Genomic DNA, 12,863 nt, shown 5'->3' with positions numbered 1-12,863 from the left:
GAAGAGCACGGTCAGGCCAGCAGCTCCGGCGCCGCCAAGGCCGCGGCAAGACTGGTCTTGTCGAGCACATCACGAGAGGCCAGCGCCACCCGCGAAAACACATGCCGTAATTCGCAGCTTTCCTCGGAGCGACAATCCTCGCAACGCCGATAGGCGACGATGGAAAGACATGGCAGAAGGGCAATCGGTCCATCGATCAACCGCAAAACGTCGCCGAACATCACCTCTTCTGCAGGGCGAATAAGCTCGTAACCACCAGTGCGTCCACGATGGCTCCGTACCAAGCCATTGCCTTTGAGCTGAAGCAGGATCTGTTCCAGAAACTTCTTCGGAATCTTCTCTTCGGTCGCAATCTCGCTGGTCATCAGTGTATTGCCAGGCCCCACCCGCGCGAGCGCAAGCAGGGCACGAAGCGCGTAGCGGGCCTTCTGGGAAATCACCGCGCGCTCCTCGCCGCCTCAAGCGGGCGGAAACAGTTTCCAGCGCTTGGGACGGAAGCTGATCTGGCTCCGCTCGCCGGCCGGATGATCGAAGGGAAGATCGATCTCCACCCGATGCGCGGCCCCGCCAATGTCAAGCTCCACCCGGCGCGTACCGCCAACACGGCGACTGCTGGCAACAACGCCCGACAGAGCCGCATCGCCTTCGACGAGTTCAATATCGTGTGGACGGAAGAACAGGCGTGCCGCCCCCGATGCCTCCGGCGAGGAAATACCAATCGGCCGGTCGCCGAGCCAGATATCTCCGCGCTCTATATTGACCGGCAGGGCACTGGATTCGCCAATGAAGCCAAAGACGAAGGGCGATTGCGGCTGGTCATAGACCGTGTCCGGCGTACCCACCTGCTCGATCTTGCCCTGGCTCATCACGCAAAGCCGGTCGGCCAGTTCCAGCGCTTCTTCCTGGTCGTGGGTCACAAACACGGTTGTGTGCCCCGTACGATCATGAATTTCGCGCAGCCACTTGCGCAGCTCGCGGCGCACCTGCGCATCGAGCGCCCCAAACGGCTCGTCGAGCAGCAGCACGCGCGGCTCGATGGCAAGGGCGCGAGCGAGCGCCACGCGCTGGCGTTGGCCACCCGAAAGCTGGCTCGGATAGCGCTTTTCAAGGCCCGAGAGCTGCACCAGATCAAGCAGTTCGCGCGCCCGGCGGCGGATTTCCGCCTTGGGCGGGCGGGTCGAACGCGGCCGCACTTCGAGACCGAAGGACACGTTTTCCAAAATCGTCATGTGCCGGAATAGCGCATAGTGCTGGAACACGAAGCCGATATTGCGCTCCTGCACGCTCTTTTCCGAAGCGTCCTCTTGCCCAAAGAAAATCTTGCCCGCCGTCGGCCGTTCGAGACCGGCGATCAGCCGCAGAAGCGTGGTCTTGCCCGAGCCCGAGGGCCCAAGCAGCGCAATGAGCTCGCCCGACTTGATATCCAGCGACACATCGTGGAGCGCCGGAAACCGGTCGAATTCCTTGCGGACGTTTTGAACGCGTACTTCCATCTCTATTCCAGTCTAGTGGCCGCGACCGGTGGCAGCGAGTTCGTCGCCGAACCGCCATTCCAGCGCTGTTTTGAGAACCAGGGTGACGAGCGCCAGCAAGGCGAGGAGCGAGGCCAGCGCGAAGGCGGCCGTGCTCTGGTATTCATTGTAGAACATTTCGACCTGCAGCGGCATGGTCGTGGTCTGTCCGCGGATCTTACCCGAAACCACCGCCACGGCGCCGAATTCACCCATGGCGCGCGCGTTGCACAGCAGCACGCCATAGAGCAGGCCCCATTTGATATTGGGCAGGGTGACGCGCCAAAAGGTCTGCCAGCCGGAGGCGCCGAGCGACAGGGCCGCTTCTTCGTCGCCCGAACCCTGATCCTGCATCAGCGGAATGAGCTCGCGCGCCACGAACGGAAAGGTCACGAAGATCGTGGCGAGCACGATGCCCGGCACCGCAAAGAGGATTTCGATATTGTAGGACCGCAGCCACGGCCCCAGCACGCTGCCAGAGCCAAAGAGCAGCACATAGACGAGGCCGGAGATCACCGGCGACACCGAAAACGGCAGGTCGATCAGGGTGGTGAGAAACGCCTTGCCCTTGAATTCAAACTTGGCGATCGCCCAGGATGCGGCGACGCCAAACACCACGTTGAGCGGCACGGCGATCACCGCAACCAGCAGGGTCAGCCTAATGGCCGAGAGCGCGTCCGGCTGCATAAGCGACTGGAAATAGACTCCAATCCCCTGGCGCAGCGCCTCCGAGAACACGGCGACGACCGGCAGCACTATGAACAGGGCCATGAACAGGAGACCCACAATGACCAGTATCCAGCGGACATAGAGCGGCTCATTAGTCGGCGATGTCTGGCGACGGGCATGCGATTTAGCTGCCATAGCCATATCTCCGGCGGCTCCAGGCCTGAATGAGGTTGATGACGAAGAGCATCACGAAGGAAATCGCCAGCATCACCGTGGCGATCACCGCCGCCCCGGCATAGTTGAATTCTTCGAGGCGAATGACGATCAGGAGCGGCGCAATTTCCGAGACGAATGGAATATTGCCGGCGATGAAGATCACCGAGCCGTATTCGCCCACGGCGCGGGCAAAGGCCAGTGCAAAGCCGGTCATGATGGCCGGCGCCAGGCTCGGCAGCAGCACACGCGAAATGGTCTGAAAGCGATTGGCGCCCAGCGTTGCCGAAGCCTCTTCCACTTCCTTGCTGGTCTCTTCGAGAATCGGCTGGATGGTCCTCACCACGAAGGGCAGGCCGATGAAGATCATGGCAATGGTGATGCCGATAGGCGTGTAGGCGATGCGCCAACCCAATTGCGCTGCGAACTGCCCCACAATGCCATTGGGCGCATAAATCGCCGTCAGCGCGATACCGGCAACAGCCGTCGGCAGCGCGAACGGGAGATCAACCATGGCATCGAAAATGCGCCGGCCCGGAAAGCGATAGCGCACCAGCACCCAGGCGATCAGCGTGCCGAACACCACATTGATCCCAGCCGCGATCAGCGCCGTCAAAAAGCTGGTGCGCAGCGAGGCCAGCACGCGCGCATCGAGCGCCGCGGCCCAGAACCCGTTCCAGCCGAGGCCGGCCGAGCGCAGCACCAGCGCCACCAGGGGCACGAGAATGATCAGCGAGAAATAAGCGAGTGTGAACCCAAGGGTCAGCCCAAAGCCGGGAATAACGCTGGGTTGGCGAAAGCGGCCGAATCTACTCATGCGGCTTTCTCCAGCAGGGACGCGCTGAAAGCGCATCCGGGTTGGCGCAGTTCTGGTCGGTTCATGCGGGGGCCCGAAATTGTCGCCTAACTCTAGCCACGGAGTAGGGTTTCGCAAGGCGACGCCCGGGCAACATTCTATCCAAAGATAGAAATTCGTTCCACCAGAGGCGGAGGTGGACGAACTCGATTGCGTCGGGGCGCAAAGTCAGTGGGCGGCAAGCAAAGAGTTCGCTATCGCGGCACATTGCAGCCTTATGTCGGGAACGGCTTCGATCTCGAAATATCTCCCCCTTGTCAGCGGCCCGACGACACGCACGCGCTGCGATACGCGCCCCTCGGAAGCGACTACGGCGCAATTGGCATCGACATCGAGACCAATATGCATTTCATCCGGCCGCGCCGCCCCCGATTGGATCAATTGCTGGATCAGCGGATTGGCGCTGGCGCGCACATCGACCGAAACGCCGCCGCAATCATAGACACGTGCCACCTCGATCACCTCGCGCCTCTCGGTTCCGCGCGGACGGACCGTGGCGCGCACCAGCTCTCCCGCTCGTTCGATACCGACGAATTCGCCTGCCACAAGATTGACCTGGCCCGTCTCCACGGCCCGCGCCAAGCCCGCATGGAGATCAGGCGGCAGGCGATGGCGGTGAATGTTCCACCATGGGCGGACATGGCGCAGAAACTGCCGCTTTTCCCGTAGCGGCCAACTGCCCCAGAGCCGCTGGTTAAAGGGCCGCAACCCATCGACGACGCTGCGCCAGTCGCCACCTTTCGCCTCTACGTCGCGCACGATGTCGCGGAACCAGCGCGCGAGGTAAGTGAGACTCGTACCAAACGGCACGTCAGCCGCATCGATTGCGATAGGCGCCACATCCTTGTGCGCCTTCGGAAGCAGGCCGTTGCGCGAAACCACCGTGATCGGTCCCCGATGCCGCGCTTCCGTTAGGGACACCCAGGCATCGACCATGCTGAGGCCGGATCCGAGGATCATGACGGACGCATCGGGATCGAGCGGCGTGTCCCGCTCCGATCCCGCACGAATGGCAATGCCCCTGCCCCGCGCTGACTGGGTTTCGTGGCCAACCGCCAGCCCCGCCCATTGCGACACCACGCTTGTTCCATTTGCCAGCACGGTCTCGACGCCATTGGGAGTCTCATGCAGCGCGACCGCCTCCTCGGAACGAACCAGCAAGCGTCCCGGCAGATACTCGCCTGCTTCGCGCAGCACATCTTCAAGATACGCGCCATAAAGCCGACGTGGCACGAAGGTCCAGGACGAGCCGTGCTTGCCAGGCTCCCGCCTTTGCAGCCAGCGCCAGAAATGGTCGGGATCATCGGCAAAGGCGCTCATGCCGCGCGCCGGCACGTTGACGCGATGATTGCGCGCCAGCGCCGAATAGGCGAGGCCCTGCCCAAAACGCCCCTGCCTTTCGAGGAGGGTCACGCGTAGATCGGGATCGGAACTGCGCAGGAGATGGGCGGCCAGCAGCACGCCGCTGGCCCCGCCACCGATGATAACAATGGATTTGCCTGTCGAGCCTGTGGCGGTCATCGCAACCCTCCCGGTTATGCGCAATGCGCCGTCAATATTCAGTGCCAAGAGAGATCCCGGCGCCCTGCTGGAAATGGCGGGCGATACTAAAATGAGCGCAACTGTGCCTCAGGTGTCGCCCGCCTTGGCCGCTCTTGCCAGCGATCCGCCTGTTCGGCAACCTGCCGGGCCAGTTCGTAGCCCTCGACCCAGCGTCCAAAACCACTCGCCACATTGATGTGGCCCACATAGCCTGCATCCACCAGCGGCGCCTGCCAGCTTTTGGCGAGCGAAACAGCCTTGTCGAGCGTCATATAGATATCGTCGCGACTGGCAACGACCATCGCCGGGAAAGGCAAGCGCTCCGTCGGAATGCGACCGAATTCGTAGCTCCGCGCATGCGGGGCCGACGTGCGCTCGATATCGGCCGGAGCAACAAGCAAAGCGCCACCAACCAAGGACGCTACGGGACTTCCCGCGAGCCGCGCCACCAGCATGGTCCCAAGGCTATGCGCCACGATGACCGCACCCGGATTGGCCCGCACAGCCTGTTCAAGACCCTGCTGCCAGCGCGTCGCGTCAGGATTGGAGCAATCGGCCTGTTCGACCAGTTGCGCCTCGTCAAAATCCTCGAGCCAGAAGCGCTGCCAGTGCCCTTCGCCCGATCCGTTAAGACCAGGCGCGACAAGGACAGGCCGGGTCATCGCTCCGACAACCCTTCGTGGCGCGCGTCCCAAAAACCGCGCGGCTCGGGCTCCGGCGCCTTGCCGGCAAGATAGATCGCGTCCTCTTCGAGCGGACTCAGGGCCGCATCATCCGCTCGCTCAGGCAGGCCACCAAAGAAGTTTGCTTTGGCGGGCGCCTCTTCTGCGCTGTTCCTGGCCAGCGGGCCAGGACTGAAAATACCGAAGAAATGCACCATTCTGTCCTCCGAAGTAGAGATATCACTCAGGAAGGGGACGTGCCCCGCGGCAAAGAGGATGCGGCCGGCACCAAGACACTGCCAGCCGCAAGTACTTTACTGGGTAGGACCAGTGTAGATCTGGTCGAAGAGGCCGCCGTCGCCGAAATATTTCGGCTGTGCTTCGCGCCATCCACCGAAATCCTCGATGGTCACGAGGTTAAGCTCGCCGAAGCGGGCAATGTCTTCCGGCGCTGCGGCATCCGGACGAAACGGGCGATAGTAGTGCTTGGCCGCAATCGTCTGGCCGGCATCGGAATAGAGGTAGTCGAGATAGCCTTCAGCCAGATCGAGGTTGCCCTTCTTCTCGGCATTGCCCTGAACCAGCGCCACCGGCGGTTCGGCCAGGATCGAGAGCGACGGCGTTACGATGTCGAATGCATCGGGGCCGAGTTCTTCAAGGGCAAGGTAAGCTTCATTTTCCCAGGCGAGCAGAACGTCGCCGATGCCGCGCTGCACGAAAGTGGTGGTGGAACCACGCGCACCGGTATCGAGCACCGGAACGTGCTGGAAGAGCTGGGTCACGAATTCCTGCGCCTTGGCGTCATCGCCGCCATTGGCTTCGCGGGCCCAGGCCCAGGCGGCCAGGAAATTCCAGCGCGCGCCACCCGACGTCTTGGGGTTCGGCGTAATCACTTCGACGCCATCGGCGACCAGGTCGCCCCAGTCCTTGATGGCCTTGGGGTTACCCTTGCGGACAAGGAACACGATGGTCGAGGTATAGGGCGCGTTGTTGTTTTCGAGCTTCCCGCGCCAATCGGCCGGGATCAGGCTGGGATTGGCGTCAGAAATTGCGTTGATGTCGCTTTCGAGCGCCAGCGTCACAACGTCGGCCTCGAGCCCGTCGATCACGGTGCGGGCCTGCGAACCGGACCCGCCATGAGTAACCTGCACGGCGACGGTCTCGCCTTTCGTCTCCTGCCAATGGGCGATGAATGCCTCATTGAAGTCGCGATAGAGCTCGCGGGTGGGGTCATACGAGACGTTGATGAGCGTCCGGTCCTGCGCATGGGCAGTGACGGAGAAACCAACCGCGAGCGATGCGGCCAGGGCGGCATAGGCGAAGATCTTGGCTGTCCGTTTCATTGGAACCTCCCGATAGCGAATACATAAACCCTATCAACTCAGTCGTGATTGAAAAGGTTGATGCTTGCGAGCCGAAGCCCCTAAGGAGAAAATATTGCTCCCGCAGGGCCCGCTTGCCAAGATTGTCGCAATGGAGTTCCGAAACGACGCCACTTTCCTGGGTTTCGTTGCGTCTTTTTGCAGAGATTAACGAGAGCTTAGCGCTGCTCTTTCAGGCGTTTGAGGCCTGTCTCGCCAGTATTCCGATGACGATACAAATGACCGCATAGGTCACCGTGACCGTCAGAATGCCAAACATGGCATTGGTCAGCCCCATGATGAAGAAGCCACCGACCAGCGTCGAAGCGAGCACGAGGATGCGCGGCCTGGCCTCACTTTTTGGGGCACGAGCGGCTTCAGCGATGGGAGCGAGGAGGAAAAGCACATAGGCCACCAGCCCCAGAACGCCTGCGCTGGCCGCAAAGTCAGCGAGATCATTGTGGAGATGCGGCCAGCTCCCGAACGGCAGCTCCGACAGTTCATTGGCGAGATTGACAAAGGCAAGTGGTCCATGGCCAAAAATCGGCGACTGCAGAAAGGCCTTTGTACCCCCGGCAATCATCTGCAGGCGAATTGCAGTCGACTCATCCGTCGGCAGCCCATGCTGCAACACCTCCGCGATGTCGATTAGCACGCGCTGGACGCCCGAGAGCTGGCTGGCTCCTAGCAGCAATGCGGCCGCTCCACCCACCACCAGAACCGCCAGTGCAATCAGCGCTTTCTTCGCTGACACCTGTCGCAGCACGACCAGCCCGATGGCCGCCACGGCAAGCATGCCGGCTATGGCGACGACAGCACCCCGCGTGCCGGACAAGACCACGGCAACAGTGGCGAACACCGGTCCCAGCAAAAACAGGAATCGCCAAAATCCCTTTTTTCCGACCATCCCGGAACAGGCCATAAAACCCACCAACAGCGCCACGTCGGCAAAATGGATAGGATTGGCCACCCCACCCCCAGCACGAACCGTGCCTGTGGCCACGACTTCCAGGATCGCAACCACTGCGGCCCCGCTGACGCCCGCCAGAGCGAAAGTGGCGATCAGCAGAGAGCTGTCCTCGGACTTGATGTCCTCGGCCACGGTAAGAAGCGGCCAGATGGCGAAGACCGGTGAGAAGAATGCCAACCCAACCAGCCCCTCGAAGGACCTCGCCCCAATGCCGTAGGAAAGCGCAATCAGTCCAAGCCCCAGCAGGGGCATCCAGACGATAGGGCGGCGCAACTGCTCTGCGGCCCGCGGAAACATCAGCGTTACGGAAAAGACGCCTAACGCGAGAAAAATAACATTTGCCGCCTCAGGTGCCACGGGAGACATGGCAAGCGTGGCGACAAGAGCGACGAGAAGGACGGAGCTACGAACAGAATGGGGCATAAGCTCCACTACAGCCCCAAATCGCCCCAGACAAGCTTGGCGGGCGCCTCACACGCCCGAACGCCCCCAGCGGTCCTGCAGCGAGCGGCCGAAGCTGCCCAGAAAAGGCGCAAAAAAGAGGACGATGGAGCGGAAATAGTGAACGAGCAGGAACAACACTGTCAGCACTACGGCCCCAACGATGATCACCAGTTCCAGTGACAGGCCGATCGACTTCAGCCAGGCGGTCAGCAGCATGCCCGGCAGAATGTGAGCCGCCGCCCAGGCAAAGGCAGAGGAAACATTGATGATGGAAAACCAGCGATAAGGCATGCCCATCATGCCCGCGATTCCGGGAACCACCGCCTTCACTCCGGGAATGAACCGGCCAATAAAGACCGATTTTCCGCCGTGTCGCGCAAAGAACGCCTCCCCCCGGTCGAGCAGATCGAGATAGTTGCGGAACGGCCAGATCGTCCGGATCCGATCCTTCAATGCGTGGCCTACCGTGTATGAAATCGCATCGCCGATCACTGCACCCAGCACGGCGGCAAGATAAATTTCCCAGAACGGTAGCTTGCCCGTGGCAATGATGCCGCCGACAAGCAGCAGAACCGGCGTCGAAGGGACGAAGAGCCCAAGAATGAACACCGCCTCGCCAATGGCGACGAGGAAAATAAACCCGATTGAAAGCCAGAAATTGTCCGAGACGGCATTGAGCAGCGTCTCAAGCCACACCGATGTGGAGTGCAGAAATTCGATCATAGGGGCTAAAAACCGGAGGAAATGAAATTGGGCGGGAAGAGCGTGGCAGCAGTGCAGCGCCGGCAGTTTGCATCGATCTCGTTCACAAATGCCCCTTGATCACCCGACCCATCCACATAGGTATCGCCGGGACTGTCGCACCAGACTACTCCGGCGCAACCGGGGAAAGCTAGCCACCTTACCCGCGGTCGCGATGATTTGCTTTATGAGCCCAGGCAGCGACCATGTAGTACGCCGGACACCCACGGCAGAAGCACCACTCCTCATGCTTTTGTGGATTTTTCCACGCGCATGTGTGAGACCCGCCGCGGCGCAGATCGCGTCAACCGATTTGCAGCATCCCCAAAATGCTCCGACCACACGCCCAAGGATGAGTTCCGATGACCTCGAAATCGGATGAAGGCAATACCAAGCCACGCATCACCCCCGCCACTCTGCTCGCCGGCTTTGCCATATTGATTGCCTGCCAGTTGGTTGGTGAAACCCTGGTCAGTGCCGGCCGCCTCCTCGCCCCTTCGTTCGTCTTCCCCGGCCCCGTCGCCGGCATGCTTCTACTTCTGGCCTTTCTCGGCTGGCGTCGCCACCTTCCGGTGGGGCTCGACGCCATGGCAACCGGCCTCATCGGCATCCTGTCGCTGCTCTTCGTGCCCTCGGCCGTAGGCATCGTTCAATATGGCGGGCTGGTCCTCGAATGGGGGCCGCCCCTATTGCTGGCTCTCGTCGTCTCGACGTTGCTAACCCTCCTGGTCACCGTCGGCACCTATCTGGCGCTCGCCCGCTTTTCGAATGGAGAAAAACCATGAGCGGCATTGCGGAAATCTGGGTCTATCTCAGCGCCAGCCCCCTGCTCTGGCTCACGGCAACCATTCTCGCCTACCTCCTGGCCCTCGCCATTTCGGCAAAGCTGGGCGGCACGCCTCTCGCCAATAGCGTACTCATCGCCGGCATCCTGATCATCGCCCTGCTGCAGGTGACTCAGACCTCTTACGCCCGTTATTTCGAAGGCGCCCAATTCGTGCACTTCCTGCTTGGGCCAGCGACGGTTGCCCTTGCCATTCCGCTCTACAAAAACCTCGAAAAGGTGAGGCGCTCGCTACTGCCGATCGGAGGAGCCCTCATCGCCGGCTCCCTCACCGCCATGGGCAGTGCCGTCGCCATCGCCATGGCCTTCGGCGCACCCGTGGAGGTGGTAGCCTCCATCGCCCCCAAATCCACCAGCGCCCCAATCGCCATGGAACTCGCCCGCAATCTCGGCGGCATTCCTTCCTTTGCCGCCGTATTGGTGATCCTCACCGGCATTCTCGGCGCCGTGATCGTCACGCCGCTGATGAATGCCCTCGGGATCAAGGACTATGCCGCACGCGGCTTTGCCGTGGGCGTTGCATCCCACGGCATCGGCACCGCCAGGGCCTTCCAGGTCAGCGAAGTCGCAGGCGCCTTTTCCGGAATAGCCATGGCGCTCAACGGCGCCCTGACCAGCATCCTCGTCTTGGTCTGGGTCCTGCTCTCCCAGGCCTAGGCGCCCTTGCCGACCACCTCGGCAGCAGCAATGGCAGCCATATTGACGAGGCCGCGGCTGGTCACGGTCGGCGCAACGATATGCGCCGGCTGCCGCGTCCCCATCAGGATCGGCCCGATATGAAGCCCATTGTTGAGCTCCTTGAGCAGCGTCATCGACAGATTGGCCGCCTCAAGATTGGGGAAGATCAGCAGGTTCGCTTCCCCGTTCAACACAGAGTCCGGAATATAGCGCTCACGAAGCTCGGCATTGACCGCCAAGTCCCCCTGCATTTCTCCTTCGACCACGAGGTCTGGCGCCGCCACCTTGAGTTTCTCATAGACCGCCCGCATCTTGCCGGCCGTCTCGCCCTCGCGCGAACCGAAGTTCGAATAGCTCAACAGGGCCGCCTTGGCTTCGATATTAAAACGCTTGAGGTGGTCCCGCGCCTGCAGCGTGATCGACACCAGCTCATCGACACTGGGATCAATGTTCACATAGGTATCGGCGAGGAAAAACACGCCGCGATTGAGCAGCAGCATCGATAGCGCCGAAAGCTGGCTGGCGTCGTCCGCCAGGCCGATCACCGAATGAATATCCCGAGCGTGTTTGATAAAGCGCCCCTGCAAGCCGCAGATCAGCGCATCCGCATCCCCGCGCCGCACGCCCAAAGCTCCGATAACGGTACTGTTGGTGCGCAAAATCGTCCGCGCCGTATCCGGCGTCACCCCCTTGCGGCCCACCAGTGAGTGAAACTCGGCGACATAGTCGCGATAGCGCGGATCATCCTCGGGATTGATGACCTCAAAATCCTTGCCCGGCCGAATGGTCAGCCCAAACCGCTCCAGCCGCGCTTCGATCACCGAAGGCCGTCCGATCAGGATCGGTTTGCCGATACCATCCTCAAGAATCACCTGCGCCGCCCGCAGCACGCGCTCGTCCTCGCCATCGGCAAAGGCAATACGCTTTCCGCCGCTCTGCGCCTGCTCGATCATGGGCTTCATCACCATGCCCGAGCGGAACACGAAGCGGCGAAGCTGATCACGATAAGCGTCAAAATCGGAAATGGGACGCGCCGCAACCCCACTCTCCATCGCCGCCTTGGCCACTGCCGGCGCGATCCGCAAAATGAGCCGCTGATCGAACGGATTGGGGATCAGATAGTCCGCCCCAAAGATCGCCGGCACGCCATGCGCCGTCGCCTCCAGCCCCGGCTCATGCGCCAATTGCGCAATGGCATAGGCCGCTGCCGCCTTCATCTCCTCATTGATGACCGTCGCGCCGCAGTCGAGCGCACCCCGGAACAGGAACGGAAAGCAAAGGACATTGTTGACCTGATTGGGATAGTCCGAGCGCCCCGTGCAAACCAGCGCATCGGGCCGCGTCGCCTTTGCCAGTTCCGGCATGATTTCGGGGATCGGATTGGACAGCGCCAGGATCAACGGATTTTCCGCCATATCCTTCATCATTTCCGGCTTGAGCGCCCCAGCCTTGGAAAGCCCTACATAAATATCGGCGCCCGCCATCACCTCGCTTAGCTCCGTCGCCTCGGTGTCTTGGGCAAAAGCCCCGCGCCAGCGATCGACGGAATTGTCGCGCTTCCTGGTCACAAGACCCTTGGAGTCAGCGATCCAGATATTTTCCCGCTTCGCCCCCACTGCAATCAGCATGTTCATGCAGGCAATGGCCGCCGCCCCAGCCCCCGAGGTGACGATCTTGACCTTGCCGATATCCTTGCGCACCAGCCGCATGGCATTGATGACGGCCGCCGCAACGATGATCGCCGTGCCGTGCTGGTCGTCGTGAAAGACCGGAATATTCATCCGCTCGCGCAGCGCTTCCTCGATCTCGAAGCATTCAGGCGCCTTGATGTCTTCAAGGTTGATCCCACCAAAGCTCGGCTCCAGCGGCGCCACGATTTCGATGAAGCGCTTCGGGTCCTGCTCATTCACCTCGAGATCGATGGAATCGATCCCGGCGAACTTCTTGAACAGCACCGCCTTGCCTTCCATCACGGGCTTGGACGCCAGCGCCCCGATATTGCCCAGGCCCAGCACCGCCGTGCCATTGGAAATCACGGCAACCAGATTGCCCTTGGACGTGTACTTGTAGGCCGCCTGCGGATCGGCGGCGATTTCCTCGCAGGGAATGGCGACGCCCGGCGAATAGGCCAGCGACAGATCGCGCGTATTGGCCAGCGGCTTCGTCGCCACGATCTCCAGCTTGCCGGGCTTGGGAAACTCATGAAAATGCAGCGCCGCATCATGCAGGCTGGAAGTATTGTCGGCCATTTTGTCTCCCCGGTATTGCTATGAGCTGCTGGCTCCCCCCTCGGGAACGCCTTTCGCCTTCGATCGTGCGGCATCCCACAATCAGAACGGCGCCCGTCATGACCAGCTAGACTTTGGTCGCGA

13 protein-coding genes are annotated in these 12,863 nt (G+C 61.5%); 2 read left to right on the top strand and 11 right to left on the bottom strand.

The window, feature by feature from the left end; all coding sequences use genetic code 11:
- Window positions 1-11 precede the first annotated feature (11 nt).
- From J7557_RS00105 to J7557_RS00060, 10 genes are all read right to left on the bottom strand, one after another.
- Window positions 12-440, bottom strand: a complete 429-nt coding sequence (locus J7557_RS00105) for an Rrf2 family transcriptional regulator (RefSeq protein WP_291416135.1) — start codon at window positions 438-440, stop codon at window positions 12-14.
- Window positions 441-458: 18 nt separating this feature from the next.
- Entirely contained in the window at window positions 459-1,493 is a 1,035-nt protein-coding gene (locus tag J7557_RS00100; protein ID WP_291416133.1) for a sulfate/molybdate ABC transporter ATP-binding protein, read from the bottom strand.
- Between the two features lie 12 nt (window positions 1,494-1,505).
- On the bottom strand, window positions 1,506-2,381 hold the full coding sequence (cysW, locus tag J7557_RS00095; RefSeq protein ID WP_291416131.1) for a sulfate ABC transporter permease subunit CysW: 876 nt from the start codon (window positions 2,379-2,381) through the stop codon (window positions 1,506-1,508).
- Window positions 2,365-3,210 (bottom strand): sulfate ABC transporter permease subunit CysT, encoded by an 846-nt coding sequence (gene cysT, locus J7557_RS00090; RefSeq protein WP_291416129.1) that lies wholly within the window; start codon window positions 3,208-3,210, stop codon window positions 2,365-2,367. Before cysT ends, cysW begins: the two co-directional genes overlap by 17 nt.
- 207 nt (window positions 3,211-3,417) lie before the next feature.
- Window positions 3,418-4,770, bottom strand: a complete 1,353-nt coding sequence (locus tag J7557_RS00085; RefSeq protein ID WP_291416127.1) for an FAD/NAD(P)-binding protein — start codon at window positions 4,768-4,770, stop codon at window positions 3,418-3,420.
- A gap of 86 nt (window positions 4,771-4,856) precedes the next feature.
- Window positions 4,857-5,453 (bottom strand): alpha/beta hydrolase, encoded by a 597-nt coding sequence (locus J7557_RS00080; RefSeq protein WP_291416125.1) that lies wholly within the window; start codon window positions 5,451-5,453, stop codon window positions 4,857-4,859.
- On the bottom strand, window positions 5,450-5,671 hold the full coding sequence (locus J7557_RS00075; RefSeq protein ID WP_291416123.1) for a hypothetical protein: 222 nt from the start codon (window positions 5,669-5,671) through the stop codon (window positions 5,450-5,452). Before J7557_RS00075 ends, J7557_RS00080 begins: the two co-directional genes overlap by 4 nt.
- A gap of 96 nt (window positions 5,672-5,767) precedes the next feature.
- On the bottom strand, window positions 5,768-6,796 hold the full coding sequence (locus J7557_RS00070; protein ID WP_291416122.1) for a sulfate ABC transporter substrate-binding protein: 1,029 nt from the start codon (window positions 6,794-6,796) through the stop codon (window positions 5,768-5,770).
- Between the two features lie 211 nt (window positions 6,797-7,007).
- Complete coding sequence (locus J7557_RS00065; RefSeq protein ID WP_291416120.1) at window positions 7,008-8,207, bottom strand: O-antigen ligase; 1,200 nt, start codon at window positions 8,205-8,207, stop codon at window positions 7,008-7,010.
- A 48-nt stretch (window positions 8,208-8,255) separates the two neighbouring features.
- Window positions 8,256-8,951: a DedA family protein gene (locus J7557_RS00060; RefSeq protein WP_291416118.1), complete on the bottom strand. Its 696-nt coding sequence runs from the start codon at window positions 8,949-8,951 to the stop codon at window positions 8,256-8,258.
- A 380-nt stretch (window positions 8,952-9,331) separates the two neighbouring features.
- Between J7557_RS00060 and J7557_RS00055 the strand changes: the two genes are divergently transcribed.
- Window positions 9,332-9,754, top strand: coding sequence for a CidA/LrgA family protein (locus J7557_RS00055; RefSeq protein WP_291416116.1), 423 nt, complete (start codon window positions 9,332-9,334; stop codon window positions 9,752-9,754).
- On the top strand, window positions 9,751-10,470 hold the full coding sequence (locus tag J7557_RS00050) for an LrgB family protein (protein ID WP_291416114.1): 720 nt from the start codon (window positions 9,751-9,753) through the stop codon (window positions 10,468-10,470). Before J7557_RS00055 ends, J7557_RS00050 begins: the two co-directional genes overlap by 4 nt.
- Here the strand turns inward: J7557_RS00050 and J7557_RS00045 are convergent.
- Window positions 10,467-12,740 (bottom strand): NADP-dependent malic enzyme, encoded by a 2,274-nt coding sequence (locus J7557_RS00045; RefSeq protein WP_291416112.1) that lies wholly within the window; start codon window positions 12,738-12,740, stop codon window positions 10,467-10,469. The genes J7557_RS00050 and J7557_RS00045 overlap by 4 nt on opposite strands.
- Window positions 12,741-12,863 lie beyond the last annotated feature (123 nt).

Source organism: Devosia sp. (genome assembly GCF_017744655.1).
Lineage (GTDB): Bacteria > Pseudomonadota > Alphaproteobacteria > Rhizobiales > Devosiaceae > Devosia.
This window is presented reverse-complemented; position numbering and strand designations above follow the sequence as displayed.

What these genes read in the sequence shown, in the direction of transcription:
- J7557_RS00100 (WP_291416133.1), bottom strand. Translation starts at nt 1,493, where the DNA reads ATGGAAGTACGCGTTCAAAACGTCCGCAAGGAATTCGACCGGTTTCCG.
- cysW (WP_291416131.1), bottom strand. Translation starts at nt 2,381, where the DNA reads ATGGCTATGGCAGCTAAATCGCATGCCCGTCGCCAGACATCGCCGACT.
- cysT (WP_291416129.1), bottom strand. Translation starts at nt 3,210, where the DNA reads ATGAGTAGATTCGGCCGCTTTCGCCAACCCAGCGTTATTCCCGGCTTT.
- J7557_RS00085 (WP_291416127.1), bottom strand. Translation starts at nt 4,770, where the DNA reads ATGACCGCCACAGGCTCGACAGGCAAATCCATTGTTATCATCGGTGGC.
- J7557_RS00080 (WP_291416125.1), bottom strand. Translation starts at nt 5,453, where the DNA reads ATGACCCGGCCTGTCCTTGTCGCGCCTGGTCTTAACGGATCGGGCGAA.
- J7557_RS00075 (WP_291416123.1), bottom strand. Translation starts at nt 5,671, where the DNA reads ATGGTGCATTTCTTCGGTATTTTCAGTCCTGGCCCGCTGGCCAGGAAC.
- J7557_RS00070 (WP_291416122.1), bottom strand. Translation starts at nt 6,796, where the DNA reads ATGAAACGGACAGCCAAGATCTTCGCCTATGCCGCCCTGGCCGCATCG.
- J7557_RS00065 (WP_291416120.1), bottom strand. Translation starts at nt 8,207, where the DNA reads ATGCCCCATTCTGTTCGTAGCTCCGTCCTTCTCGTCGCTCTTGTCGCC.
- J7557_RS00060 (WP_291416118.1), bottom strand. Translation starts at nt 8,951, where the DNA reads ATGATCGAATTTCTGCACTCCACATCGGTGTGGCTTGAGACGCTGCTC.
- J7557_RS00055 (WP_291416116.1), top strand. Translation starts at nt 9,332, where the DNA reads ATGACCTCGAAATCGGATGAAGGCAATACCAAGCCACGCATCACCCCC.
- J7557_RS00050 (WP_291416114.1), top strand. Translation starts at nt 9,751, where the DNA reads ATGAGCGGCATTGCGGAAATCTGGGTCTATCTCAGCGCCAGCCCCCTG.
- J7557_RS00045 (WP_291416112.1), bottom strand. Translation starts at nt 12,740, where the DNA reads ATGGCCGACAATACTTCCAGCCTGCATGATGCGGCGCTGCATTTTCAT.